General features: G+C 49.9%; 28 protein-coding genes and 1 pseudogene. 22 read left to right on the forward strand and 7 right to left on the reverse strand.

Annotated features, from left to right (window positions below):
* Positions 1-158: 158 nt before the first annotated feature.
* Positions 159-545, reverse strand: a complete 387-nt coding sequence (locus A4E54_RS09365; protein WP_353681830.1) for a hypothetical protein — start codon at positions 543-545, stop codon at positions 159-161.
* A gap of 39 nt (positions 546-584) precedes the next feature.
* Between A4E54_RS09365 and A4E54_RS09370 the strand changes: the two genes are divergently transcribed.
* A complete protein-coding gene (locus A4E54_RS09370; RefSeq protein WP_286725796.1) occupies positions 585-1,187 on the forward strand; it encodes an Hsp20/alpha crystallin family protein in 603 nt (200 codons plus the stop codon).
* 33 nt (positions 1,188-1,220) lie between these two features.
* Here the strand turns inward: A4E54_RS09370 and A4E54_RS09375 are convergent, their stop codons facing one another.
* The 5 genes and pseudogenes from A4E54_RS09375 to A4E54_RS09395 form a co-directional block, all read right to left on the reverse strand.
* Positions 1,221-1,379, reverse strand: coding sequence for a hypothetical protein (locus A4E54_RS09375; RefSeq protein WP_286725798.1), 159 nt, complete (start codon positions 1,377-1,379; stop codon positions 1,221-1,223).
* A 137-nt stretch (positions 1,380-1,516) separates the two neighbouring features.
* Positions 1,517-2,002: a thermonuclease family protein gene (locus tag A4E54_RS09380; RefSeq protein WP_286725800.1), complete on the reverse strand. Its 486-nt coding sequence runs from the start codon at positions 2,000-2,002 to the stop codon at positions 1,517-1,519.
* Between the two features lie 19 nt (positions 2,003-2,021).
* Positions 2,022-2,279, reverse strand: a complete 258-nt coding sequence (locus tag A4E54_RS09385) for a hypothetical protein (protein WP_286725802.1) — start codon at positions 2,277-2,279, stop codon at positions 2,022-2,024.
* Between the two features lie 57 nt (positions 2,280-2,336).
* A pseudogene (locus A4E54_RS09390) lies at positions 2,337-2,996 on the reverse strand (HAD-IC family P-type ATPase); the annotation flags it as partial.
* A 139-nt stretch (positions 2,997-3,135) separates the two neighbouring features.
* The gene (locus tag A4E54_RS09395) at positions 3,136-3,750 is read right to left on the reverse strand and encodes a DUF421 domain-containing protein (RefSeq protein WP_502687934.1); all 615 of its coding nucleotides are present in this window, start codon (positions 3,748-3,750) and stop codon (positions 3,136-3,138) included.
* A 251-nt stretch (positions 3,751-4,001) separates the two neighbouring features.
* Between A4E54_RS09395 and A4E54_RS09400 the strand changes: the two genes are divergently transcribed.
* The 4 genes from A4E54_RS09400 (at position 4,002) to holA (ending at position 6,623) form a co-directional block, all read left to right on the forward strand.
* On the forward strand, positions 4,002-4,586 hold the full coding sequence (locus A4E54_RS09400) for a DUF6657 family protein (protein ID WP_286725807.1): 585 nt from the start codon (positions 4,002-4,004) through the stop codon (positions 4,584-4,586).
* 68 nt (positions 4,587-4,654) lie between these two features.
* Complete coding sequence (locus tag A4E54_RS09405) at positions 4,655-4,966, forward strand: MTH1187 family thiamine-binding protein (RefSeq protein WP_286725809.1); 312 nt, start codon at positions 4,655-4,657, stop codon at positions 4,964-4,966.
* Positions 4,967-5,135: 169 nt separating this feature from the next.
* Positions 5,136-5,333, forward strand: a complete 198-nt coding sequence (locus tag A4E54_RS09410; RefSeq protein WP_286725811.1) for a DUF3795 domain-containing protein — start codon at positions 5,136-5,138, stop codon at positions 5,331-5,333.
* A 240-nt stretch (positions 5,334-5,573) separates the two neighbouring features.
* Positions 5,574-6,623, forward strand: coding sequence for a DNA polymerase III subunit delta (gene holA, locus A4E54_RS09415; RefSeq protein ID WP_286725814.1), 1,050 nt, complete (start codon positions 5,574-5,576; stop codon positions 6,621-6,623).
* Between the two features lie 118 nt (positions 6,624-6,741).
* On the opposite strand, the gene rpsT is transcribed toward holA, so the two are convergent.
* Positions 6,742-7,008, reverse strand: a complete 267-nt coding sequence (gene rpsT, locus A4E54_RS09420) for a 30S ribosomal protein S20 (protein WP_286725817.1) — start codon at positions 7,006-7,008, stop codon at positions 6,742-6,744.
* A gap of 127 nt (positions 7,009-7,135) precedes the next feature.
* Between rpsT and A4E54_RS09425 the strand changes: the two genes are divergently transcribed.
* The 17 genes from A4E54_RS09425 (at position 7,136) to yqfD (ending at position 24,137) form a co-directional block, all read left to right on the forward strand.
* A complete protein-coding gene (locus A4E54_RS09425; protein ID WP_286725820.1) occupies positions 7,136-7,474 on the forward strand; it encodes a phage holin family protein in 339 nt (112 codons plus the stop codon).
* Positions 7,475-7,545: 71 nt separating this feature from the next.
* Positions 7,546-8,610 carry a stage II sporulation protein P gene (spoIIP, locus tag A4E54_RS09430; RefSeq protein WP_286725823.1) on the forward strand — a complete coding sequence of 355 codons (1,065 nt, stop codon included), beginning with the start codon at positions 7,546-7,548 and terminating at the stop codon, positions 8,608-8,610.
* A 62-nt stretch (positions 8,611-8,672) separates the two neighbouring features.
* Complete coding sequence (locus A4E54_RS09435; protein WP_286725825.1) at positions 8,673-9,014, forward strand: hypothetical protein; 342 nt, start codon at positions 8,673-8,675, stop codon at positions 9,012-9,014.
* Between the two features lie 111 nt (positions 9,015-9,125).
* The gene (lepA, locus tag A4E54_RS09440) at positions 9,126-10,934 is read left to right on the forward strand and encodes a translation elongation factor 4 (protein ID WP_286725827.1); all 1,809 of its coding nucleotides are present in this window, start codon (positions 9,126-9,128) and stop codon (positions 10,932-10,934) included.
* Between the two features lie 81 nt (positions 10,935-11,015).
* Entirely contained in the window at positions 11,016-12,179 is a 1,164-nt protein-coding gene (gene hemW / locus A4E54_RS09445; RefSeq protein ID WP_286725829.1) for a radical SAM family heme chaperone HemW, read from the forward strand.
* Between the two features lie 161 nt (positions 12,180-12,340).
* Positions 12,341-13,381, forward strand: coding sequence for a heat-inducible transcriptional repressor HrcA (gene hrcA / locus A4E54_RS09450; protein ID WP_286725831.1), 1,041 nt, complete (start codon positions 12,341-12,343; stop codon positions 13,379-13,381).
* A gap of 13 nt (positions 13,382-13,394) precedes the next feature.
* On the forward strand, positions 13,395-14,960 hold the full coding sequence (locus tag A4E54_RS09455; RefSeq protein ID WP_286725834.1) for a TCP-1/cpn60 chaperonin family protein: 1,566 nt from the start codon (positions 13,395-13,397) through the stop codon (positions 14,958-14,960).
* Positions 14,961-15,021: 61 nt separating this feature from the next.
* Positions 15,022-15,570: a nucleotide exchange factor GrpE gene (gene grpE, locus A4E54_RS09460; RefSeq protein WP_286725837.1), complete on the forward strand. Its 549-nt coding sequence runs from the start codon at positions 15,022-15,024 to the stop codon at positions 15,568-15,570.
* A gap of 40 nt (positions 15,571-15,610) precedes the next feature.
* Entirely contained in the window at positions 15,611-17,455 is a 1,845-nt protein-coding gene (dnaK, locus tag A4E54_RS09465; protein WP_286725840.1) for a molecular chaperone DnaK, read from the forward strand.
* A gap of 89 nt (positions 17,456-17,544) precedes the next feature.
* The gene (gene dnaJ / locus A4E54_RS09470; protein WP_286725842.1) at positions 17,545-18,657 is read left to right on the forward strand and encodes a molecular chaperone DnaJ; all 1,113 of its coding nucleotides are present in this window, start codon (positions 17,545-17,547) and stop codon (positions 18,655-18,657) included.
* Positions 18,658-18,678: 21 nt separating this feature from the next.
* Positions 18,679-19,614, forward strand: coding sequence for a 50S ribosomal protein L11 methyltransferase (gene prmA, locus A4E54_RS09475; RefSeq protein WP_286725844.1), 936 nt, complete (start codon positions 18,679-18,681; stop codon positions 19,612-19,614).
* Positions 19,604-20,374, forward strand: coding sequence for a 16S rRNA (uracil(1498)-N(3))-methyltransferase (locus tag A4E54_RS09480; RefSeq protein ID WP_286725847.1), 771 nt, complete (start codon positions 19,604-19,606; stop codon positions 20,372-20,374). The genes prmA and A4E54_RS09480 overlap by 11 nt, the downstream gene beginning before the upstream one ends.
* A 4-nt stretch (positions 20,375-20,378) precedes the next feature.
* On the forward strand, positions 20,379-21,701 hold the full coding sequence (gene mtaB / locus A4E54_RS09485; RefSeq protein ID WP_286725849.1) for a tRNA (N(6)-L-threonylcarbamoyladenosine(37)-C(2))-methylthiotransferase MtaB: 1,323 nt from the start codon (positions 20,379-20,381) through the stop codon (positions 21,699-21,701).
* Positions 21,702-21,791: 90 nt separating this feature from the next.
* On the forward strand, positions 21,792-22,136 hold the full coding sequence (locus A4E54_RS09490; protein ID WP_286725851.1) for a histidine triad nucleotide-binding protein: 345 nt from the start codon (positions 21,792-21,794) through the stop codon (positions 22,134-22,136).
* A 149-nt stretch (positions 22,137-22,285) separates the two neighbouring features.
* Positions 22,286-22,462, forward strand: a complete 177-nt coding sequence (gene rpsU, locus A4E54_RS09495) for a 30S ribosomal protein S21 (RefSeq protein ID WP_286725852.1) — start codon at positions 22,286-22,288, stop codon at positions 22,460-22,462.
* Between the two features lie 140 nt (positions 22,463-22,602).
* Positions 22,603-22,884 (forward strand): sporulation protein YqfC, encoded by a 282-nt coding sequence (gene yqfC, locus A4E54_RS09500; protein ID WP_286725854.1) that lies wholly within the window; start codon positions 22,603-22,605, stop codon positions 22,882-22,884.
* A 14-nt stretch (positions 22,885-22,898) separates the two neighbouring features.
* Complete coding sequence (gene yqfD / locus A4E54_RS09505) at positions 22,899-24,137, forward strand: sporulation protein YqfD (protein WP_286725856.1); 1,239 nt, start codon at positions 22,899-22,901, stop codon at positions 24,135-24,137.
* Positions 24,138-24,145 lie beyond the last annotated feature (8 nt).

Consider the following 24,145-nt stretch of genomic DNA (forward strand, 5'->3'; position numbering starts at 1 on the left):
CGCGTCAGTAACGTGCCGGTCACGCATGATCCACTCGTACCCCCTGAACATGGTGCCGCTTGCGTTTGCTTCTGTCACCCGCCCGTTTTCAAGCATTACGTCAACGGATAACAGTCCGCTCAAGCGGGTGACGGGGCTAAACATAACTCGCTGTTTGCTCATACTTTATCTCCTCCCTGGCTCGAAGTGTTTTTACCGCCATCTTGACCTTTGCTTTTTTCAGGCATTGGAGTGAAAAACGGCGAAGAGCCGTCCGGGAAATCCTCATTGGTGCAGCCAATGCAGGGGGTATTGGACTTGACCGGCCAGCTTACATGATTTATCCACTGCCTGTAAGGGCAGTCGGCGCCCGTACGGGGACCCATACACCCGAGTGAAAACATGCATTCGATGTCACCAAGCTTTTTAGCGAAATCATTATTATCAAAGTAAGAGCGCCGCTGGCAGTGCCTGTGCACCGTAAAACCGTAAAACAGGTCAGCGCGGCCTGACTTGTAAAGAAGAAAACCTTTTTCGTACTGGAACCATTGGACTATAACCTTCATAAAATTCATAAAGCAAAGTAATAAACGGAGGCTAAAGGGATGAGCTTTAATCAAAAAGATTGGCTTAAGAATGCCCTTGATCTTTATGAAAAAGCCAAAGACACGGGCCTTATTAACAATTGGGGCACAGATGATCTTAATTCACTGAGGGAGATGGCCGATAAATTTAATAACCTCACCGGAATGAGCCCTGTACAACCCGATAAAGGTGAACAAATTCAAAAAGAAGCCGTGTCAAAGGAGGAAGAAACAGAAAGCGAGAGTTTCTGGAAGCAGGAGTCAGTCTCGCCACATAGTGGCGCTTTCGCTTCAGGCGCAACGAAGAATAGCTTTACCCCACCTATTTCCATATATGAAACAGTTAAGGAAGTAAGCATTCAGGCTATTCTTCCCGGCATTGTTTCCAAGGACGATTTAAATATACTCTTATCCCAGGAAGCGATGGAACTGTCCGGCGCCAGGACTGCCGTCAGGTTTTTAGAAAGCAAAAAAACAAATGATAACTTTTATAGAATTGTGCGCCTCCCGGCACCGGTAGAACCCTCAGGAGCAACTGCCAGTTATCGGAACGGTTTCCTATATATTCGTGTTCCCAAAAAGAATTACCCTTCCCCCATAAAAATTATGGTTAAGTTTGAGTAACCTTGAAATACGTGCCTTGTAACCAGGGCCGAGTTAAATCATTGGATACCTACTGTAAGCGACCAGTATGTCGTCCTGGAACATTACTTCCTGCAGTTCTGCCTTTAAAGGGTCTATAATCATTTTTTGGACGTAAAGGTTTGGAGCGTTTACAACCAGGAGGCGCAGCGGCGCGCTGACACGCCTCGACATTCTAACTCTTTTACTCCTTCAAACCAGGTGGCGTTACTGAAGGATGTTTCACTGGCGGAGTCGGTTCGACTAAACTTAATTGTACCCATGATGGGCGGGGAGTTATAGCCGAGCGTTTTCTTTTTAACACTGCTTTATCATGTTACGAGCATGTGCGCGATTATTTTTATTAAGGGGTGAACCAACGGACCATTAGCTGGCTCATAGTAAGAGCGCTTCCATATCTTTGTCCCTTGTGACCATCTCTTATACGACGTAAAGAACCCGGCTAATGCCGGGCTAAAATACCATTGTTTTATTATGCGTTCACCTCGCCACGCGCAATTCGGCGGCGGGTTTGCCCAAATGCCGCGTTGCCCCTTTTGCGCTTCAACCTGCAACGTCTCAAATTCATTGGCGTGGGTAGTGTTCGGCTTGATTGACATTACCCGGGCATAACCTTCCTTCATGAGTCTTGCGTTTACAAATGTTCCATCTTCAAGGTAGACGTAAGCAAGCGTACGACCGTACTTATCATACCTTTCCTGATCACAGAGCAGTCTCACCTTCTGTCCCTGCAGTAGCGACCTGGTGTAGTTGCATGCATCTTCGCCGAATTCCCTTTTTACAAGCTTCAGGGGCATCAACTCCAACAAGCCTGACCTATGTAAGTTCCTGTGGCGATGAATCAAGCCTGACGGTTATTGTGTCACTGTCATAAACAGATACACATCTGCCACCAAACTGTTCCTGAACAAGAGTTTCCGCTGCGGGCTGTAGCGGTTCAGGCTGCAGCGCCGGCGTAACTTCTTTTTCAGCAACCGGGCCGACTTCGACAGGCGTGCTTTGAACCTCCGAAGACCGCTCTTTATCGTTAACTGCTGGTTCAGTTTCTGCTGTCAGTATATCTGAATAGGGCACATCGCCCCTGGCCTCCCTGCAGGGTATCCTGCAGCTTATCAAGGGTATTCAATAATTATCGGCCATACGCTGAATTGGCGCTTTGGAGCCCTGGGCTTCTTCCACTATTTTGACGATCTGGGCCAGGGCGGTGTCCTTTCCGACCTTGGTTGCCTCAAACTTAAAAGTACCCAGCTTGTTTATTGTTGCACCGATCACTTCATCACCGGCCTTCTTATCCACCGGCACACTTTCCCCGGTAAGCATTGACTCGTCCACCGTGGGATAGCCTTCTTTCACTACACCGTCCACCGGTATTTTTTCACCGGGGCGAACCACGACAATGTCACTTACTTCAACCTCTTCCACGGGTATTTCTATTTCCCGGCTGTCCCTAACCACGTGAGCGTTTTTAGCCTGGAGCCCGATCAGCTTTTTAATTGCCTCGGAGGTCCTTCCCTTGGCAATGGTCTCCAAGGTTTTACCCAATAGGATCAGGGTAATGATAATGGCAGCGGTTTCGTAGTAAACCCCGGTCACCCCAATACGCCCGCCCCAAAAGGTAACTACGACACTATATAAGTAAGCGGCAGTAGTACCCAGGGCTACCAGCACCGACATGTTAGCGCTTCGCCCCCGCAGGACCACGTAAGCTTCCTTATAGAAATTGGCCCCTGCGATAAACTGGATCGGGGTAGCTACAGCAAATTGGAAATATGGATTCAAGAAAAAAGCCGGGATGGTGATATCCATCCTGGATGATCCTTTCTAAAAGTTCTTTAATATATTGATCGCCAATCCTTTGTTGATGATCACGGTAGGCGGCAATAGCAGCCCATTTTCATATATGTTCTAGCAACAGCAGCTTTTTCATTTTTTATTTCTCATTGATAAATAATTTGCCGTCGGTCCCTAATGTGGCCAGCAGGATTTTTTTGGGATCCTGCCCGCGCTCTTTAAGCTTCTCGTGAAGCCACTTTTCATCAAGCTCTATCTCTTTTAAATTTTCGCCCATAATGCTGCCGTCCATGACCAGCACGGTCGGGAGACCTTCGTACGGAGTGGAAATACCTAAATCGGCTGGAGTAACCGGGCGGTGCTGGGATTTTAATATGACGCTGAGCTTGCCGGAAGTCTCAAGCACAGCACTTTCCACATCACTAATTTCCACGATTCCTTTCTCTCTTAGCTGTCCTAAGATATCATCTATGTTGTAGCGTGCCTTTCTCATCTCCTTGCGCAGCAGCCGGTTGTTTTTTATTATTACCTGTGGGCTGCCACAGACGATACAGCGCAGGGGCCGGCTGAACAAGGTGGCATAGGACATGATTACTTCCAGCAAGCCCAGGGTGAGCAGAGGGATGATGCTGTGCCAAAGTGGCGTGCCGGTCACCTCCATCGGTATCACCGCCAGATCGGCGATAATTATTGCTACTACGAAATCAAAGGGGGAAAGCTGGCCGAGTTCCCGTTTGCCCATCAGCCTGATCATCAACAGGACTAGAAAGTAAACAAAAACAGTGCGGTAAACCTGTTCAAATAGCAAAAGCATCACCTGCCGTTAAGATCTAAACCGTACCGTTATGTTTTACCGGAACAGAAGATTTTTATTACAAATCGCTAAACAAGCACTCTATTTTGAGTTGGCCGGCCTGTTTCGTGGGCATATTTGTGCACGGGCTTTTCTATATTTGACCTAAAAAGTGGTGAAAGCTATAATAACTACAAGGGGGGAGGTTATTTATGGATAAAATAAATTCGGCTTACGAAAAAGCTTTGGAGCGCTTCCAACAAAGAAAGGCCGTACCCCAGTCGGAAATCGACAGGTTGGAATATGTGCCGGTTGGCAGCGCGATAGCTGCCAGCTTTCTCCGGGAGAAAAATTACGACATCATTGCTGAAATTAAAAAACATCCGGAAGACTTAAAAAAATACATATTGCTGGGTATTCAAGAGACCTTATTAAAAAATATCCTGCCGCCGTCCGATAAAACTATCCAGGAAAAAAATTATAAGGCGATTGAAGGTATTTATCAGATTAAAAGGGATAAGCAGGCGATAAATCAAACTTTGAGCGAGTTGGATTATTTGTTAAAATATTATGAACAAGCCTCGACCAAGGCATATAGTCAGTTTAAAGAAAATTTTGCCGCGAGGATTAACGCCAGAGTACAAGCAATGGATAAAACGGCAGCGGGGAGGATGAATATAGATCCAGAAAAACAGCCTGGCTTTCGTGAAGAATGGATGAAAGTACTCAACCGCTTAAACGCCCAGTATGATCAACTATTGAATGAAAAGAAGGAAATACTGCGAAAGTTAAACTAATGCAATAAGCACTGCCATTATTTGAACACACGAAAAACTATAACAAAATATAAAGTTGGGTGAATAAAATGGCTGTTGTCGATGTTAGTATAATACCCATTGGCACCCCGTCTGCAAGCCTGAGTGAATTTGTGGCCGGGTGCCTGGAAATCTTAAAGGATGCCCAGGGGGTCACCTACGAGCTCAACCCTATGGGCACTGTCATCGAGGGAGATCTGGACCGTATCCTGGAGGTAATCAGCCAGATGCACGAACACCCCTTTACAAGGGGAATCAATAGGGTAGTGACCACCATCCGCATCGACGACCGGCGGGACAAAATTCTAACCATGTCCGGAAAAGTTGCCGCTGTTGAGGCTAAGCTTAGAGGCAAAAGTTAAGCAAGGTTGAAATATTAATTTTTATTTCATTAATATTGCGGCGCTGTTGTCAATCGTCGATGATTGTATCTCGATATTGATGTAAATAGTTATCCAATTAAAATAAAATAGACTGATCACGAGGTTTATTACTTAAGAAAAAACTCTTGAATAAGGAGTTTAAAAGGTTATGAATGTGATTAAACAGGGACCGGTTACAAAAGGACAAAATTCCGGGGAGGATCAGTCGCTGTCTGAGGGCGTCGGCGGGCAACCGGAGGGAAGGTTGCGATTCTTGCTTTGCCGCACCTTGGATTGTATTATCGAGAAAGATATCCGATCTTGCTTTGAATGTGATGAATTTCCCTGCCAGAAGTTGCAGGAGTAATGATTGTTGAATCATCTTGCGATCGGTGTGTATTTGTTTGTCCGGGGAAGTGTCGTTAATCCGGGGCAATGTCGTTGAAAATGATCTAGATACTGTAGACAAGTGATTGACTGGCCGGGATAAAACGCACCCGTCTGTGCTAATGAAACCAGAAGTATTAAAAAGCTGACTTAGGACGAAAAAGTAAACGTGATTATATTTTAACTGGACAGATAGTCTCAAGACAGGGGTGGTGCTACGTTGGATTATTTCATTGAGCTGTTAAACAGCTTGAAGCGGAGAGTAGTTGCACCCATTTATATCTTCTACGGTGAAGAAACCTACCTGCAGGAGCAGGCTGTTTTTCATTTTAAAAATTCTTTGATTGGAGATAGCGCACCGGACCTGAACTACGACCTGATGGACGGTCAAGCGGTGACTCCGGCGGAAATTGCGGCGAGGGCGGAGACAGTTCCCTTTTTTGCCGATAGGCGTCTGGTGGTAGTGCGGGAAGCGGCTTTTTTTAAAACAGCCAGGCCGGGTACAGGGGAAAGCGAAGAGGTAAAAGAGGAAGTGAAAGCACCGGACAAAGAACGACCGCTGCTGGATTACCTTAAAAACCCACTCACCTCAACCTGTCTTGTTTTTACCATCAGGGGGCCAGTGGATAAACGCAAAAAAATATTTCAGTTGATCAGGAAAAACGGGCGGGCCATAGACTTTACCTACCTGAACAGAAGGGATCTTGGCCGCTGGCTGGAGCAGAAGGCAGTAGCGGCAAACAGGTGTTTTACGCCGGAGGCGGCGGCCGCCTTTTTGGATTCTGCCGGACCCTCGCTGCAAAAACTGGTGACTGAGCTGGACAAATTAATCAACTATACGGCAGGGTGCGAATTGATATCATGGGAAGATGTAACCAGGTTGTGTCAACCCAGGGCTGAGGATAATATATTTGTGATTGTAGATGCTCTGGGAAATAAGCGCTGCCGGGAAGCTCTAAGCGGGATCAAGGAAATACTGGCGGCAAAGGAACCTCCGCAGAGGTTGCTGGCTATGATCTCCAGGCAGTTTCGCCTGCTGTTGCAGGTGCAAGATATGATCGAGCGGGGTTACCCGGCCAGGGAAATTCCCGCACGGTTAAAAATGCCCCCCTATGTCTTCAACAAAATTGCTGCCCAGAGCAAGAATTTTGATCACAGCCGGCTGGCTGGCGCGCTGGAGGACTTGCAGGAACTGGATGTAGCTGTAAAATCCGGGCGGCAGCAGTTTTACCCGGCGCTGGAGACTTACTTGTTAAAGCTTTGTACTTAATTATAGAAGCGTGAAGCCCAAAATGGCATGGTTTCACTTGCCGTTCCTTGGCATTAAACATAATAACCACCCTTCCATATAAAGGGTGGTTTTTCTGGTCTTTAAGGTGTTAATCCAATTAACCTTTGAGATTGTTTAATTTTTTTGTCAGGCGTGATTTTTTACGAGCTGCTGCATTTTTATGTAAAATGCCTTTCGTAACGGCCTTGTCTAACGCTTGCACGGCAGTACGAAGCTTTTGGTCAGCTTCTTCCAGGTTGGCCGCACTCATGGCTCCTTCTAGTTTTCTGATTGCTGTCCGCAGGGCCGACTTGATCCGAACGTTTCTTAGTGTCTTGGTCCGGATGGTTTCAACCCTTTTTGCTGCTGATTTAATGTTTGGCATATTAGTCTCACCCCCTAACGGCAACAATTTTATCACGCGCTGTGAAATAATGCAAGCGCCACTGTATATACTTTTATTTTTCTGGTAAAGCTATTCCTAATTTAAAAAGATAGGGGGTGAATAAGATATGCAATGGCTTGGCCTTGTGATCAGGTTTGTTGTTTCAGCACTTGTTCTGATTGTAGTAAGCTGGCTCTCGCCCGGTTTTGTGGTGAGCGGGGGGTTCGTGGGCGCTTTAATTGCTGCAGTAGTTATTGCGGTATTGGGCTATATTGCTGAAGCTCTCCTGGGTGAACGCATTTCACCTCAGAACAGGGGGCTGGTGGGATTTATTACGGCTGCAGTTGTGATTTATCTGGCTCAGTTTATTATTCCCAACCTGCTCAGTGTAAGCCTAGTGGGCGCTTTGATTTCCGCCTTTGTGATCGGACTAATTGATGCTTTCGTACCGACTGTGATCCGCTGATCAGGGTAGTCCTCATAAACTCTTCCTCCAGGGCATAAAATTTTAGAGCAAAACTGGAGGGAGGGTTTTTTATGTATATGGCTCCCACCTGCCATGTTCGCCGCGTGAGCCGCGGACTGACTTGGCGGTTTTTTTCCAAAGCCGGTATCCTCTTGGGCCTGCTCTTAATCCTTGTTCAAGCAATGACCGGTTTTGAAATACTGGCCGCCTGCCAAAAGGCGGCCGGCAAAATTCCGGAAGTGATTATTTCTAAGCTATACCAGCATAAGCACCTGAGTATCTTGAATAGTACGATCCCGGTGCTTTGCTGGAGCAATGTCGTGCAGGATGCCCCGGGTGATTTGCCTGACCAAACTTACCTGAATTTTATTAGTGGCATTGTCCCGGTCAATCCATTCGACCCGTCCTCAGTGCTCATGTCGCAGGTGCCGGTTTTGGCTCTAAAATCTCGGCCGGAAGCGGTTGCGGTTAGCAGGTCAGGTGCAGCTCAGCCGGTCGATACAGCCCCGCTGGCTCTAGCTTCATCATTGCCCGGGGAAACCCTGGTGCTGATCTATAACACTCATTCTGGAGAGACCTACAGCTTGACCGACCGAGTGGAGAGGCTTGACGGCGGGCAAGGCGGGGTGGTCACTGCAGCAGCCGCACTGCAGGAGGCGCTAGAAAGCAAACAAGGGATAAAGGTAGCGCGTTCAGACCGGATTCATGATCTGGAATACAACACTTCCTACCAAAAATCAGAAAAAACGGTCAGGGAGATGCTGGCAGCCAGCCCCAAGGCCAAGGCTGTTCTTGATATTCACCGCGATGCGTCTAAAACGCGCAAACAAAGCGTTGTGCGGGTTGATGGCCAGGATGCAGCCCCGCTGCTTTTTATTATCGGCTCGGGCGCCCGTAAGCCACTTGCCGCCGGGTGGCGCCAGAATTATACCTTTGCCACTAAACTATCAATAAAAGCTAATGAACTTTACCCGGGGCTCTCGCTGGGGGTTAGGGTACAAGAAGGCCAGTATAACCAGTTTCTCCATCCCCATGCGGTGCTGGTGGAAATCGGCACATCTAATAATTCAACCGAGGAAGCTGTACGATCAGCGGTCCTTTTCGCTGATGTGCTGGCCCAAGTGATCAAAGAGTGATATTTTCTGTATCACAATGCAAGTTTCACAGCTTCCATGATAAGGTGGTAATTTGAATAGGGATGAAATATAAATTAACTGCACTGTTGTTCATTGCCACAATTTGTTTAAGTGTTTACGCGATCCTTTTAAATTTTAACAGTATTGTTGCGCCTGCAGTGCCGGTCAGCGCTTTTCGCTTGGAAATCGTGGAGTCCGGTGTCTACCATTTGGAAGTCCTGGGGGAAAGTCTGGTGGTAAAATGGCCGTTGAACTGTAACCCTGCCGGCTTGATCTGTGAGCAGGCTGCTTTGTTTCGTGATAAATTTCTTGAAAATCTTTGGCCCGGCGTTATTCAGGTGATAGATAGTACGGGAATAACTGAAAAACTCAATATTGTAAAAGAGATAATAACTAACCGGTAATACTTAAAACGCTCCTTAGCTCAGTGGACTGGGTCCGGATGATTGATACCCACTTCAGCAAATGATATAATAATATGATTGTCCTTCGAGCAACAAGGAGTGAAACCGCTAATGGAGTGGGATAAGGATAGTATCCGTAATTTCTGCATCATTGCCCATATCGATCACGGCAAGTCAACTCTGGCGGACAGGCTACTGGAATACACCGGCGCACTCAGCGAGCGGGAGATGACCAACCAGGTGCTGGACCAGATGGACTTGGAGCGTGAGCGGGGCATCACAATCAAAATGCAGGCCGTGCGTTTGAACTACCGGGCCAGAGACGGCCGGGAATACCAGCTTAACTTGATTGACACACCGGGGCACGTAGACTTCTCCTATGAGGTTTCCCGCAGCCTGGCTGCCTGTGAAGGGGCCCTGCTGGTGGTGGACGCAGCCCAGGGGATTGAAGCCCAGACTCTGGCCAACGTTTACCTGGCCCTAGAACATAACCTGGAAATGATCCTGGTGATCAACAAGATCGACCTGCCCAGCGCTGACCCTGAAAGGGTAAAGCAGGAAATTGAAGATGTAATCGGACTGGATACCTCCGGAGCGGTGCTGGCTTCGGCCAAAAGTGGGACCGGGGTGGAGGATATCCTGGAACAGATTGTGGCCAAAGTACCGCCCCCCGGTGGACAGACTTCCGCCCCATTAAAGGCGCTGGTTTTTGATTCCCACTATGACCTGTATAAAGGAGTCATCGCCTATGTTCGTGTCGTTGACGGCTCAATTGTAAATGGGATGAGGATAAAAATGATGGCCGCCGGCGGGGAGTTTGAGATCAATGAAGTTGGTATTTTCCGCCCGGCCCTGACCACCGTCGGCGAACTGCACACAGGTGAAGTTGGTTTTATCGCCGCCAGTATCAAGAACGTGAGAGACTGCCGGGTCGGAGATACGGTAACTGACGCCGGGCGCCCGACTGCCGCGCCGTTGCCGGGATACCGGAAAGCTATCCCCATGGTCTACTGCGGCTTATACCCCGTTGACAATATCCAGTATGAAGACTTAAGAGACGCCATGGAAAAGCTCCATCTAAATGATGCTTCATTAATATATGAGCCTGAAACCTCGGAGGCGCTCGGCTTTGGCTTTCGCTGCGGCTTCCTGGGCCTGTTGCATATGGAGATTGTACAGGAGCGGCTTGAGCGTGAGTACGGGCTGAGTTTAATTACCACTGCCCCCAACGTGGTTTACCGGGTCACTACCACCACCGGGGCGGTGCTGGAAATTGAAAACCCGAGCAAATTACCCCCGTCAGGAGTGATCCAGCGGATTGAGGAGCCTTTTGTCAAAGCCATCATCATGTGCCCGAAAGATTATGTCGGCCAGGTTATGGAGCTTTGCCAAGAGCGGCGCGGCAATTTCACCAATATGGAGTACATGAGCGCCAGCCGGGTGATGCTGACCTATGACTTGCCCCTTAGTGAAATTATTTATGATTTTTTTGACCAGCTTAAGTCACGCACCAGGGGCTACGCCTCCCTTGATTATGAATTATCGGGCTTTAAAGAGTCCGATTTGGTCAAACTGGATATCATGATTGCAGGTGAGGTGCTGGATGCGCTTTCAGTAATTATTCATAAGGATAAGGCTTACTACCGGGGCCGCCAGTTGGTGGAAAAGCTGCGCAGCCTGATCCCGCGCCAACTATTTGAAATTCCCATTCAGGCCTCCATCGGAAACCGGATAATCGCCAGAGAATCTGTAAAAGCATTGCGTAAAAATGTCCTGGCCAAGTGCTACGGGGGAGATATCACCCGTAAGCGCAAGTTGCTGGAGAAACAAAAGGAAGGCAAGAAGCGAATGAAGCAGGTGGGCAGTGTGGAAATACCGCAAGAAGCTTTTATGGCGGTTTTGAGCATAAAGGGCAACTAGTGGCGGGACGAGCATATGAACTGTAGGTATGGCGCAAGCAACTGAGCAGCAGCTGGCGCTGAGACAGGGGTGTTGAATGGTATGGCCGAGCATGAGAAGACCTTGGCTAACACAATAGGGTTGTACATCCACGTGCCTTTTTGCTTAAAAAAGTGCTGCTACTGCGATTTTGTGTCATACCCATACTCAGAGGCGGCTGCCGGCACCTACCTAGACGCGCTGCTCAAGGAGATCGATATGTACAGCCTGGGCTTGCCGGATCAAGAAAAGCAACTGGCGAGCATTTTTATTGGTGGCGGGACCCCCACTTGTCTTTCCTCCGGCAGTTTGACAGCTATTCTGGACAGGCTGCGCCGGGGTTTCTCTCTGGTGCCCGGATGTGAGATAACCATAGAGGCAAACCCTGGCACAGTCGACCGGCAAGTACTGGACGTATTAAGAACAAGCGGGGTAAACCGCCTCAGCCTGGGGATCCAGGCCTTTCAGGATCAACTTTTGAGCGCACTGGGCCGTGTTCATACTGCAGCCGAAGCTGTCGAAGCTATCCGTGCGGCTAGAGAGGCAGGTTTTGACAACCTTAATCTTGACTTTATTTTTGGCATTCCGGGGCAAACTAGAGAGGAGTGGTTGGAAACCATAAGCCTGGCGGCCGATTTAAGGCCGGAGCACATTGCGGTTTATGGACTCCAATTAGAAGAGAGGACTCCTTTGGAGCGCCTGGTGGCAAGGGGGGAAATACAGCCGTGTTCTGAAGAGCTGGAGCTTTCTTTTTACCTGGCTGCTATAGAATTCTTATCCAGTCAGGGCTATGTTCACTATGAGATCTCCAACTTTGCCCGCCCCGGCCGGGAGTCAGTACATAACCTGGGTTACTGGCTGAACCGGCGATATCTGGGCCTGGGCCCGGCGGCCCACTCTTACCTGCCGGGCGGGCGCTATGCCAATGATGCCACCCTGGCTGGTTACGCCGGCCGCGTCGCGCGGGGGGAACTGCCGGTTTGCTCCAGGGAGGGCGAAACAGTGGCAAAAGAGATGTCTGAGACGATTTTTTTGGGGCTGCGCCTGATTGGTGGGTTTGATCTGGCAGCCTTTTACCAGCGCTTCGGCCGGCGTGCCGAGGAGGTATACCGGAAGGAAATCACCCGCCTGCTGGAAGCGGGGCTGGTTGAGTTTGCCGGTGGCCGCCTGCGTCTTACTGCGGCGGGGCTGCCTTTAGCCAATGAGGTTTTTATTGAATTTGTATAATTAAAGAAAATTGGATTTATTGCTGAAATCTGGTTATAATAAATATTTTAGATCCAATCCTTAATTCCCTTGACAATTCGTTGTACTAGTGCTATTTTTTATTTAGATGTTTTAGCACTCAATGACATAGAGTGCTAACAAGAAGGGGGTCCGGCACAATAATGGACGACCGCAAGCAGAAAGTATTGTTGGCTATCGTTCACGATTACATTGCCACCGCTGAACCAGTTGGGTCCCGGACCATTGCAAAAAAATACAGGCTGGGAGTTAGCCCGGCGACAATCCGCAATGAAATGGCGGACTTGGAAGAGCAGGGTTTTATCGAGCAGCCTCATACCTCAGCCGGCCGAATTCCGTCTGAGCGCGGCTACCGCTATTACGTTGATTTCCTGATGAGAAAAAAGGAGTTATCTAGAGAAGAAGAAAATTTAATTCAGCGGGAGTACCAGGCCAAGGTCAGGGATGTCGGCCAGGTAATTCAAAAGACCGGCCAGCTCCTCTCCCAATTGACAAACTATACCGCGATGGTGCTGCCCCCGCGTGTGGGGATCAGCAGCTTTAAGCATATCCAGATTGTCTACATGCACCAATCTCAAGCGATGGTCATCGCTGTTATGGACAACGGCGCTGTGCAGCACCGGCTGATCGAAATTCCGGAGAGCATAACCGCATTGGACATGGAGACCATATCCAAAGTGCTCAATGCCAAGCTTCAGGGACATGCGATGAAAAGCATCAAGATGACCCTGATTAAAGAAATTTATTCCGAGTTGTCCCGGCACAAACATTTCTTGGACTTAGTGATGGAATTGGTGCAAGAAAGCCTGACCCTTGAGTTCGAGGATAAAATATACCTCGGCGGGATATTTAATATGTTGAACCAGCCAGAATTCCACAACGTGGAAAAAATTAAAACAATGCTCAGCATCATGGAACAGGAAAAACTGCTCTGTGACCTTTTAGAGGTCGGGGCGGGGGATGATGGTGTAACAGTGCGCATCGGCGGTGAGATCAATCAGTGGGATATGAAAGAGTGCAGCATGATCACCGCTCCTTATTCGATCCAGGGCCGCAAAATGGGTTTTATCGGCGTTCTGGGCCCGACCAGGATGGAGTATGCCAAAGTAATAAGTGTAGTGGATTATATGACAAAATACCTTTCCAAGACCTTGGAGCAGATGATCCGGGGCAGGAGGAAATGAGGGGGATCCGTTTTTGAGCCTGAAGAAAGAAGCGATTTCCGGTTCTGAGGTAGATGAGAAGCTGGCCGCTTTGATCACCAACTCCAATGCGATCCGGGCTATTGCATCAGCGGTGGAAGGCACTCTGGGACCCAAGGGTCTGGATACCATGCTGGTTGATAAATTTGGTGAGGTAGTAATCACCAACGACGGGGTTACAATTTTGACGATGATGGAGGCCAATCACCCGGCTGCCAGGATGCTGATCAACATCGCGAAGGCGCAGCAGGAGGAGATTGGGGACGGCACCACTACGGCCACGGTAATGGCCGGGGCTCTGGTAGGCGCCGGGGTGGAGCAGGTTGCCAGGGGAGTGCCGGTGGCGCGGGTAATCGAGGGCCTGCGGGTCGGCTTAAAAAAAGCCCTGGAAACGATGGCCAGGCAAGCCAGGCCGGTTAATGACCTGACAGACCAAGTGGTGCGGCAGGTGGCGCTGGTAGCCGGGCGTGAGCACGAGGATATTGCCGACCTGGTGGTAAAGGCGGCAGCATTAATCGGTGAAGAGAAACTGAAAGACCCTTTCTTTAAGTTTTCCGATACGGTAATCGCTGAGGAAGGGGCGGAAAACCAGGTTTTTATGGGTGTAATTATCAACAAAGAGCGTATGAACCGCCAGATGCCCAAAGAGTTGAAGCAGGTGAAAGTGCTGGTTATTGACGATGCCCTAGAGCCCGAGGAGATTGATGATGAGGCGTTAGGCACAGAAGCTGGCTTCAGCCGTTACCTGCAGCTACAGACTGAGTATAAAGAAAATATTGAAAAAATAGCCGGTTTAGATGTGGGGTTGGTTCTGGTTGATCGCGGAGCAAGTGAAGTGGCCGAAGAAATTTTTACGGATAAGGGCATTGTGGTTGTCCAGCGGGTAGCCAGCAAGGAACTGCGCAAGGTCTCAGAACTAACAGGAGCTAGAATGATTAAGCGTACCGGCCTGAAAAAGCCGGCAGCTGAGCTTGAAAAATACTTTGGCTACGCGGATAAAGTATACAGTGATGAAAAATTGGAGCAAGTCTGGGTGATGGGCGGTAAGGGGAAGCCTATGGCCACCGTCCTGGTGGGTGCCGCCACTGCTGAAGTTGTCGGCGAAAGAGAGCGCATCGCTAAAGATGCTGCTTCGTCTGTGCAGGTCGCCATCAAAGGCGGAGTGGTCCCCGGTGGTGGTTCCATGGAGCTCGCGGTAGCCCGCGAGGTGGAAAAGGTCAGAGAAGGCATCCGGGGCATGGCTGCCTACGGGGTGGATTGTGTTGTGGAGGCTTTAAAGCGGCCGATGGCGCAAATTGTTGCCAACGCTGGCTTTAATCCTCTGGAGAAGCTGGGGGATGTTATTGCCGCCCAGGTGGAGACCGGTAAGAATTCACTGGCAGTTGATTGTGACAGCGGCCAGGTTACGGATATGTTTGTGTTAGGCGTTGTCGACCCGGCCAATGTAAAAACCTATGCCCTTAAAGCAGCAGGCGAAGTGGCTGAAGCCATTTTAAGAATAGACACCATTATTAAAAAAAGGGAAGAAAGAGAACTCCAGGTTACAGATGAAGCAAGGTAAAAATTTGCAGGGTTTGTGGTGAAAGGCAATAGACAGAAATAACTTGCGAGGTGATTTTAACGTGAGCCAGGACGCTCAGGAAAAAAACAATGGGGTAAGGAATAATGAGGCTGGCGCTGGACCAGTGCAGGAAGTTAATGAAACAGAACTTTCTTCCTTGCAGTTGCAGTTGAAGGAGCAAAAGGTCCTTGCCGAAGACTATTACAATCGTCTGGCCAGAGTTCAAGCTGACTATGATAACTTCAGGAGGCGGACGCGCCAGGAGAAGGAAGATTTTTATAAATATGCTTCCGAGCAGCTGATGGTGGCTTTATTACCGGTGCTTGATAATTTTGACCGGGCGCTGGCAGCGGAAGGTGAGTCTGTGGAAAGCTTTAAGTCCGGGGTGCAAATGATCTACCGGCAGCTCCAGGATATTCTTGAAACCAACGGCTTGAAGCCGGTTGCGGCCGTTGGGGAACAGTTCGACCCGGCCAGGCACGAGGCAGTGCAGCAGGCCGAAACCGATGAACACCCGGACAATACAGTAATTGAGGAATTTTTACGCGGCTACTGCCTTAAAGATAAAATTATCCGGCCGGCTATGGTTAAGGTAGCCAAATCTTCTTGATTTGATTGTTGAAATAATATAAACAGGAGGTAATTTAAATATGTCTAAAATAATCGGAATTGACCTGGGTACCACCAACTCCTGTGTGGCAGTTATGGAAGGTGGAGAAGCAGTTGTTATTCCCAACGCCGAAGGGGCAAGAACAACTCCTTCAGTAGTGGGTCTCTCCAAAAACGGTGAGCGCCTGGTCGGCCAGGTAGCCAAACGGCAGGCCGTCAGCAACCCGGACCGGACAGTGAGTTCAATCAAGCGTTACATGGGCACTGACCATAAGGTTAATATTGACGGCAGGGACTACACACCCCAGGAAATTTCAGCGATGATTCTGCAGAAGTTAAAGTCGGATGCCGAGGCCTACCTGGGCATTAAAGTGGATAAGGCAGTGATCACGGTACCGGCCTATTTTAGCGACTCCCAGCGCCAAGCGACCAAGGATGCCGGCAAAATCGCTGGCCTGGAGGTCATGCGGATCATCAATGAGCCTACTGCAGCGGCTCTTGCCTACGGTTTGGATAAAGGGGAAGAGCAAACCGTACTGGTCTTCGACCTGGGTGGCGGGACTTTTGACGTATCGATTATGGAACTGGGCGACGGGGTCTTTGAGGTCAAGGCCACCAGCGGCAATAACCGCCTGGGTGGTGATGACTTTGACGAGCGGATTATGGACTACCTGGCAGACCAGTTTAAGAAAGACTCGGGAATTGATCTGCGCAACGACAGGATGGCTATGCAGCGCTTGCTAGAGGCTGCAGAAAAGGCCAAAGTTGAACTTTCAGGAGTGGCTACCAGCAACATTAATCTGCCTTTTATCACGGCTGACGCCAGCGGTCCCAAGCACCTTGATATCACCCTGACCAGGGCTAAGTTTGAGGAGTTGACCGCTGACCTGATTGAAAAGACCATGAGCCCCACCCGCCAGGCAATGTCTGATGCCGGGCTGCAGCCAAAGGATATTGACAAGATCCTGCTGGTTGGGGGCGCTACCAGGATGCCCGCGGTGCAGGAAGCAATCCGTAAGTTTTTAGGCAAAGAGCCGCATAAAGGAATCAACCCTGACGAGTGTGTTGCCATCGGCGCCGCCATTCAGGGCGGGGTCCTGGGCGGAGAGGTTAAAGACGTGCTGCTGCTGGATGTAACGCCGCTTTCCCTTGGTATTGAAACCTTAGGCGGTGTATCCACCAAGCTGATTGAGCGCAACACCACCATTCCAACTGCCAAAAGCCAGATTTTCTCTACTGCGGCGGACGGCCAGACTTCAGTTGAGATCCACGTGCTCCAGGGTGAGCGCCAGATGGCGGGCGATAACAAGACGCTGGGCCGCTTTACCCTCACCGGCATTCCGCCTGCCCCCAGGGGGGTGCCGCAAATTGAGGTCAAGTTTGATATTGACGTCAACGGCATCGTTAATGTTTCCGCCAAAGATATGGGCACGGGCAAGGAGCAGAGCATGACCATCACTGCCTCCACCAACCTTAACGAAAAGGATATTGACCAGATGGTGAAGGAGGCTGAAAGGCACGCTGCCGAGGACAGCAAGCGCAAGGAAGAGGTAGAGGTGAGCAACCAGGCTGACAGCATGGTTTACCAGGCTGAAAAGACTATTAAAGACTTCAAGGATAAAGCAGATGCCGCTGCCATCGATAAGCTGCAAAAGGCCACCGACGAGCTGAAAGAAGCTATGAAGGGCGGCAGCGTAGATACGATTAAGGCCAAGCTGGAGGCCATTACCGGCCCGCTCTATGAGCTGACGGCGGCGATGTACCAGAAAACCGGCCAGGAGCAAGGCCCGGCGGGCGGTCCCGGTGCCGGCCAGGCAGGCAGTGCCGGACAGGGCGGCAGGGATAATGTGGTTGACGCTGATTTTGAAGTAAAAGAAGACAAATAGCCATAACGAATATATAATGTTATAGAAACCTTTAGAGGGGAATTTCGGTTCCCCTTTCCTTTGTTTTAGTTTGGTAAGGTGGTGGACTGATGGCAAAGCGCGATTACTACGAAGTGCTGGGTGTGGCCCGGAACGCAACCGGCGATGAAATAAAAAAGGCTTACCGCAAATTGGCACGCCAGTATCACCCGGACGCTAATCCGGGTGATACTGAGGCGGAGGCAAAGTTTAAAGAACTCAACGAGGCCTATATGGTTTTGTGCGATCGGGAAAAAAGGGCTAATTATGATCACTTTGGTCATGACGCCCCTGGCGGACAGGGCTTTGGCGGCTTTGGCGATTTTGGTGGTTTTGGTGATATTTTTGATATATTTTTCGGAGGAGGCGGCGGCCGCCGGCATACCGGCCCAGAGAAAGGATCCGATATCAGGTCAGATATTGAGATCAGCTTAAAGGAGGCCGCCTTCGGGCTTGAACGTGAGATTAAGGTGCCGCGTGTGGAAACCTGCGGCACCTGTGGAGGCAGTAGGGCGGCTGTCGGCAGCAAGCCTCAGACCTGTCCGTCCTGCAATGGTACCGGACAGATGCAGTTTACCCAGAGCACCCCTTTCGGGCGTGTGGTCCAGTCCCGTACCTGCGACCGCTGCAATGGCGCCGGCAAGATAATCGATAAGCCCTGCCCTACCTGCCGCGGGGCCGGCCAGGTGCGTAAAACACGCAAAATTAAGATCAACGTGCCGCCCGGGGTGGACAGCGGTTCACGCCTGAGGCTGGCGGGTGAGGGGGAAGCCGGCTTGCGCGGCGGCCCGCCCGGTGATCTTTATGTTTATATCCACGTTAAGCCGCACCGTCTTTTCAAGCGAGAAGGAGACGATTTAATTTGCGAAATGCCGATATCCTTTGCCCAGGCGGCGCTTGGCGGTGAGTTAGAGGTACCGACCCTGGATGGCAGCGCAAAATTGAAAGTTCCAGAAGGTACCCAGACGGGAACAATATTTAGGATGAAAGGCAAGGGCATTCCTCATTTGAATGGCTACGGCCAGGGGGATCAACATGTAATGGTAAAAGTAGTAACCCCTACCCATCTAAACGACAGACAGAAAGAACTGTTGAAAGAGTTTGTCGAACTTGACGGCGGCCGGACGCAAGGCCAGCATGAGAAAGGCTTCTTCAAAAAAATGAAAGACGCCCTGAAGGGGTAAAATAATAGAGGAGAGTGCCGGGTGGACTGGCTGGAAATTGCTGTTTATACTCATGCTGAAGGCATGGAAATGGTCAGTGACTTGTTTGACGAAATGAAAACAGGCGGGGTGGTGATTGAAGACCCGGCTGTGATTATTAAATATGCAGCAGAGACTCACCCGGAGGAGTGGGGTATTTCTGAAAAAGTATCTGCAACAGATCCGGCTGTAGTAAAGTCTTATCTCCCTATTGATGACAATTTGGCAAACCGGCTTGACAGTTTCAACAAAGCATTAGAGCAGCTGGCCCTTTACCCTGCCCCTCAGGTGCTCACACGACGGGTGGCAGATGAAGATTGGGCAAATAACTGGCGGGCTTACTACAAGCCGGTAAGGGTCGGCCGGCGCTTAGTCATTAAGCCTTACTGGGAAGAGTGGCAGAGTAAGAGCGGGGACCTGGTTATTGAGATGGATCCCGGCATGGCCTTTGGCTGCGGCACCCATGCCACTACAGCCTTGTGTCTCGGCCTGCTGGAGAAGTATCTGCAAAGCGGTTCCACAGTTTATGATGTTGGTACCGGTTCGGGTATCCTGGCTGTCGCCGCCGCCAAATTGGGCGCCGGGCAGGTAGTGGCAGTGGATGTTGATGAAGTGGCCTGTCAGGTGGCTAGAGCAAATGTTAATAAAAACCGTGTTGAGGGACTGGTACAGGTAGTGCGGGGCAACCTGCTGGATTTAGTGGAAGGTAAAGCAGACCTGGTGGTTGCCAATATTATCGCCAGCGTGATCACCGGCTTTACCCCGGCGGCGGCAAGCGCGCTTACTCCCGGCGGCCTGTTCATCGCCTCGGGGATTATCAGCAGCCGTGCCCGGGAGGTGGGCGCGGCAATGCAAGCAGCCGGGCTGGCTATTCGCGAGCTATTGTATGCAGGCCAGTGGGTGGCTTTAGTAGGAGAAAAAACAAAGGATGAAGAATGATCTTGGCTTAACCGGCTACCCTCATTTCTTTTTTTCAGCGGGACAAATTAAAACCGGGCGGGTTTATATAAACGGTCCTGATTTTATTCATATTTCGAAGGTGCTGCGCTTGCGGCCTGGGGAAAAACTGATTCTAATGGATGGCCTGGGGAAGTCCTACCTGGCGGGTATAGAAGATATTGCCATGGACCAGGTAGTGTGTGCCCTTCAAAGAGAAATTTCCATGCCTGCCGCTTCCTTCCTTAGAATTACTTTAGTACAAGGTATTCCCAAGGGTGATAAAATGGATTTGATCATTCAAAAGGGAACCGAGCTGGGGGTGAGCGTGGTCATTCCGCTCTTTAGTGAGCGTACGTTGGTTAAACTGGATCGAGATAAGGCCGCCAGGCGGCTGGAGCGCTGGCAAAGGATCGCCCTGGAAGCGTCGAAACAATGCCGGCGCTATGACGTGCCTGAAATATGCCGGCCCCAAAGCTGGGAGGAAGTATTAGCCGGCCTGCTGCCAGGGGCGCCAGCCCTGATTCCCTGGGAAGAAGAAGCTGAGTATGCCCTTAAAGCCTTTAGCCGGGAGCACCAAAAACTGGATTCTATTTACATATTTATCGGCCCGGAAGGCGGGTTCACTCGTGAAGAGGTAGAGCGCGCCAGGCTTCATGGTGTCCTTCCGGTTACTTTGGGACCGCGGATTCTACGTACCGAAACGGCAGGACTGGCGGTATTGGCGATGGTCCAGTACCAGTGGGGCGACCTGGGAGGATGAGCAGATGAAAAAAAAGCGGGTGGCGGTAACAACCCTGGGCTGTAAGGTGAACCAGTACGAGTCGGCTGTGCTGGCCGGGCTCTTTCAGGAGCGGGGCTATCAGGTCGTGGAATCAAGTGATATTGCTGACGTTTACATCATCAACACCTGCACGGTAACCCATTTGAGCGACCGCAAGTCCAGGCAATTGATCCGCCGGGCTGCCGGAACCAACCCGGAGGCCTTGATTGCTGTAACCGGCTGCTATGCCCAAACTTCCCCGGGGAAGGTATTGGAAATACCGGGTGTGGACATGGTGGTGGGCACCGGGGACCGGGGCAAACTGGTAGACCTGGTGGAAAAGGCGTTAAAGGGTCAGGGCCCGGTAAATGCTGTGCGTGACTACGGGGCAGGTGAGGAATTTGAAGAGGTCCCTGCCTTTCCGATGCAGGGTAGGGCGCGCGCTTTCTTAAAAATACAGGACGGCTGCAACAACTCTTGCACCTACTGTATCGTCCCGCAGGCCAGAGGGCCGCTGCGCAGCAGGCAGCCGGCAAAAGTAATCGAAACTGCGCTCGGGCTGGTGGCCGCAGGATTCAAGGAAATCGTCCTAACCGGTATTCATACCGGCTCTTACGGCCAGGACCTGTCGGGAGACGTTACCTTGGCGGCCTTATTCGACCGGCTGTCAGCTATACCCGGCTTGCAAAGATTACGCCTGAGTTCTATTGAGCCCCACGACATTACCCCCGATCTGGTTGAAATCCTGTCCGGTTCACCTGTTTTTTGCCGCCACCTGCATGTGCCGCTGCAAAGTGGTGATGATCAGGTGCTGCGGAGAATGGGCCGGCGGTATACCACCTGGGAATATGCCCGCCTAATTAATGTGCTCAGGGAGAATATACCAGGGCTTGCTTTATCAACTGATCTGATCGTAGGGTTTCCGGGAGAAACAAGCGAGCAGTTTGAAAATACCTACCGTTTTGTGAATAAAATATCCTTTAGCCGGCTGCACGTGTTTAAGTATTCGCCACGTCAGGGTACTCCGGCGGCTAAATTTACTGATCAGGTTGAGCCGCCGGTCAAGGAGGAGCGCAGCCACCGGCTAATCGAAATCGGTGAAAAACTTGCAGCCAGATTTGCAGCCTCAATGATTGGCCAGGACCTGGAGGTGCTGGTTGAGCGCCCGAGTGAAGAGGGAAAAGACCTTTATGAAGGTTTTACCGACAACTATGTCCGTACGGTCTTCCCTGGGAATGAGGGGCTATGCGGTAAGATTGTGGTGATCAGAGCCGATCAAGCCAGGGGCTCCACCCTGGAAGGCAGAGTTATTCATTTGATTTCTTAATTTTCAACCGATGCGGCAGGATTTATTTTCTTGCTGTTGAATTACTCATTCTAGTCACATGGTTATTCCCTGTAGGGGGGAGGTGTAAAAGTGCAGGACTGCATTTTTTGTAAAATAGTCGATAAGGAAATTCCTGCGGATATTGTTTATGAGGATGATTATGCCGTGGCTTTCAAAGATATAAGGCCGGAGGCTCCAGTACACCTGATTTTAATCCCGAAAAAACATATTCCCACGTTTTTCGACTTGCAGGAGGAAGATGCCTTGATTATGGGTCAGGTCCAACTGGCGGCAGGTAAAGTGATCAAGGATTTGGGCCTGTCAGACCGGGGATTTAGGATGGTCAGCAACTGTGGTCGCGATGCAGAACAACTGGTAATGCACGTCCACTATCACCTTCTGGCAGGAAGACCACTTAACTGGCCTCCAGGCTAGACAGCGCATAAAGAACCTTCAAATATGCCCAAAACACCTGTTGACTGCTAACAGGGCCTGCTGTATAATGGTAAAGTATTTTTACGCACAATCGGATTTACTTGAGCATAAATGCGTTTTATGGTTCTAGCGGAGGGAGGGAAAGTATAGTGGCGGAAGTAAAAGTCGGTAAGAACGAGACATTGGACAGCGCCCTCCGGCGTTTCAAGCGGTCATGCCAGAAGGCTGGCGTACTGGCCGAGGCAAGAAAACACGAACATTACGAAAAACCTAGCGTTAAAAGGAAAAAGAAATCAGAAGCGGCTAGAAAGCGTAAATTCCACTAAAATTGAAGACACCCAAAAAAATGCCTGACTTAAAAGCAGGCATTTTTTTTATTCCCCTAATGACCGCTTTGATATTCTGCCAAATAATAGTAATCTATCCTCTCACCAGTGCATAAAATTTTGCAAGGAGGGGATTTTTTATGGCCTGGAGGGACTTAAGAAAAAAATTTAAGAGGCAGTTTTCTGATTTCTTTGAAATACCCAGTGATGTTCTCCTCGATCTGCCCAAAATAGTGCTTATCGGTAATATTCAACTGCAAATAGAAAATCATCACGGGATTCTGGAATACACTACGGATACAGTCCGGATTAGCACAGGTGAGGGCGAGCTGTCGGTCAAGGGTGAAAATTTAATGCTGCGCAATTTACTGCCAGATGAGTTATGCATTGAAGGATCAATTCACACTTTGAGCTTTGTCTAGTGGGGGTAGAAACCATGTTATTATTTAAAATAATGTCATATTTCATCGGCTACATATCTATTTTAGTCACCGGCAGGGCGCCTGAAAAGTTTATTAACATGGCTGCCAGCAGGGGTATATATCTTTGGGATATTCTTAGGGTGAGTGATGATGCTGTTTTGCTAAAGGTCCGGCTTCATGATGTGAAGCCGCTGCGCCATATCGCCAGGCGGACAGGCTGTCGTTTTCATGTAAAGTCCAAAATTGGCCTGCCTTTTGTAGCCGGCCGGCTGAAGCAGAGAAAAGCACTGGCTTTTGGCGCTGCTTTTTTTCTGATCACCCTTTATTTTCTTTCGTCTTTTGTTTGGTTTATTGAAGTGAGGGGCAACGAGCAGCTTACAACAGCGGAAGTGATGGATATTGCAGCAGAAGCAGGCCTTTCCAGGGGCATGCCCAAATGGAGAATCGAGCCGGCCCGGGTGGAGACAAAAATAATGGAGGATCTTCCACTAGTAGCCTGGACAGGTGTGTATTTCAAGGGGACTAAAGTTACCATAGAGGTGGTTGAGCGGGTTGTGCCCGGGGAAAAGGACCCCAGACCGGCACATCTAGTGGCTGCCAAAGCAGGCGTGATTAGGGAGGTGCTGGTCATCGATGGCCACCCGGCAGTGAAAGAGAATACTACGGTTACCCCTGGTCAAATATTGATTTCCGGTGAAATACCTCCCTTGGAGGAGACTCCAAAGCCTGGTGACAATGGACCGCCAAAAATTATCCGCCCCGCACGTTATGTCCATGCCAGGGGTATTGTTCGGGCCAGGGTCTGGTACGAGGCTTACGGTGAAGCCAGGATGATCGAGACTGGTGAGCGGCTGACCGGAAGATCCAAAAAGCAATTCAGTATCAAATATAAATCTAAGGAGATAATTTTAACAAATAACCAAAATGCTCCCTTTGAGCATTATCAGACCGAGTCTGATATTAAAAGACTGCCCAAATGGAGGAATATTGATGTACCCGTCGAACTAGTAACTGTGAAATACTTGGAACTAACCGCCTACCGCGATGAGCGCAGCCGGGATGATGCCCGCCGGGCTGCTGAAGCAACAGCCTTGGAAACGGCAGAGAATAGAATTCCTCAAGGGGCTGTTATTCAAGGTCGTTGGGTGGAAGAGGTTGGTTCAAGTCACTCTGAAAGCGAAGGCTTGATCCGGGTAAAGGCAGTTATCGAAACGATTGAGGATATCGGTATAGAAAAACTAATTAGCTCCTAAGGAGGCCG

The sequence above is a fragment of the Pelotomaculum sp. PtaB.Bin117 genome, from assembly GCF_002067195.1.
Lineage (GTDB): Bacteria > Bacillota > Desulfotomaculia > Desulfotomaculales > Pelotomaculaceae > Pelotomaculum_D > Pelotomaculum_D terephthalicicum.